Here is a 1624-nt window from a genome sequence, read left to right on the forward strand (position 1 = left end):
CCCTCTCTGTCAAAGTGGCTCAAGCCAGGCATACTGGATGATTCATTGAGTCGAGGGCGGAGAAGGAGTAGTGCCCCAGGTGGCCAGTACCAACGACCACGGGACCCCTGATCCGCAGGTAGAACCCCGTTCCACAGGTCCGCGCCGGTACTCCGCGGAGTACAAGGCAAGGATTCTGGCCGAGTACGAGACGCTCGACCGGCAAAGCAAGGGAGCCCTGCTCCGTCGGGAGGGCCTGTACTCGTCACTGATCACAACCTGGCGCCAGCAGCGCGACCGGGGTGCGAAGACGGCACTCGCCGCGCCGGCGGGAAGGCCGAAGGCCGACCCGCGGGACAAGGAGATCACACGGTTGCAAGCCCACGTGGCCCGACTGGAGACCGAGCTGGGCAAGGCCCGCACCGTCATCGAGGTCCAGTCAAAACTCTCCGCGCTGCTCGACCATCTCGCCACGGACAGCGCCACCCAGAACCGCGAGAGCAAGTGACCATCCTGACGGGCACGGGCACGGGCACGGGGCTCGATCCAGTGGCGGGCACGGTCTTCGAGGACGCCCGTGCCGAAGCTCTGGAGGACCTGACGGGGGTGGTCGGCCGGGTGCGGGCCTGTTCCGCGCTCGGCGTGAGCCGGGCTACCTACTACCGTCATCACCGCCGGAGCCCTGCTCCGCCCCGGCCGCCGCGGCGTGAGCGGCGCCGGCATCCACGGGCCCTCGGCCGGGCCGAGCAGGACAGGGTCCTTGAGGTGCTGCGGTCGCAGGAGTTCGTCGACATGGCACCGGCCGAGATCTACGCGGTCCTCTTGGACCGCGGGATCTACCTATGTTCGGAGTCGACGATGTACCGGATCCTGCGCCGGCACGGCGAGGTCCGCGAGCGACGCCGACAGGCCACTCACCCACCGCGCAAGAAACCCGAGCTGATAGCCGAAGGCCCGAACCGGGTCTGGTCGTGGGACATCACCAAGCTGAAGGGACCGGTCAAGGGCAGCTACTACTGCCTCTACACGATCATCGACATCTACAGCCGCTACACCACCGGCTGGATGATCGCCACAGCCGAGAACAAGGAACTCGCCGAGCAGTTCCTGTCCGCCACCATCCTCAAGTACAAGCTGGAACAAGGGCGGTTGACGGTCCATTCCGACCGGGGATCACCCATGGTCGCCGAGAACGTCGCCCAGATGATGTCGAACCTCGGCGTGACGAAGTCGCACTCACGGCCGAAGACCTCCAACGACAACCCCTACAGCGAGAGCCAGTACAAAACCCTCAAATACCGGCACGACTTCCCCGACCGGTTCGGCTGCATCGAGGACGCCCGCGCCTGGTGCGAGGACTTCTTCGACTGGTACAACCTGACCCACCGGCACTCCGGGATAGCCATGCACACCCCCTTCGACGTGCACTTCGGCCTCGCCACCCAGCTCCGCGAGATGCGCACCGACGTCCTGACCAGCGTCTACGCCAAGCACCCCGAACGATTCGTCCGCGGAGCCCCCCGGCCGCCCAAGCTCCCCGAGGCCGCGTGGATCAACAAACCCACCGACTTTCACCACGACGACCAAACGATCCCAGCACAGCGATAGAACACATCACCTGCCTTGATCGCATTGACAGGTTCCG

General features: G+C 65.6%; 2 protein-coding genes. Both read left to right on the top strand.

Features of this window, described 5'->3' with window-relative positions:
* Nucleotides 1–79 precede the first annotated feature (79 nt).
* Nucleotides 80–487 carry a transposase gene (locus ACIBEA_RS44525; protein WP_399270287.1) on the top strand — a complete coding sequence of 136 codons (408 nt, stop codon included), beginning with the start codon at nt 80–82 and terminating at the stop codon, nt 485–487.
* A 41-nt stretch (nt 488–528) separates the two neighbouring features.
* Nucleotides 529–1587 (top strand): IS3 family transposase, encoded by a 1059-nt coding sequence (locus tag ACIBEA_RS44530; protein WP_399270289.1) that lies wholly within the window; start codon nt 529–531, stop codon nt 1585–1587.
* The last annotated feature ends 37 nt before the right edge of the window (nt 1588–1624 follow it).

The organism is Streptomyces sp. NPDC051555, from assembly GCF_044454405.1.
Taxonomy (GTDB): Bacteria; Actinomycetota; Actinomycetes; order Streptomycetales; family Streptomycetaceae; genus Streptomyces.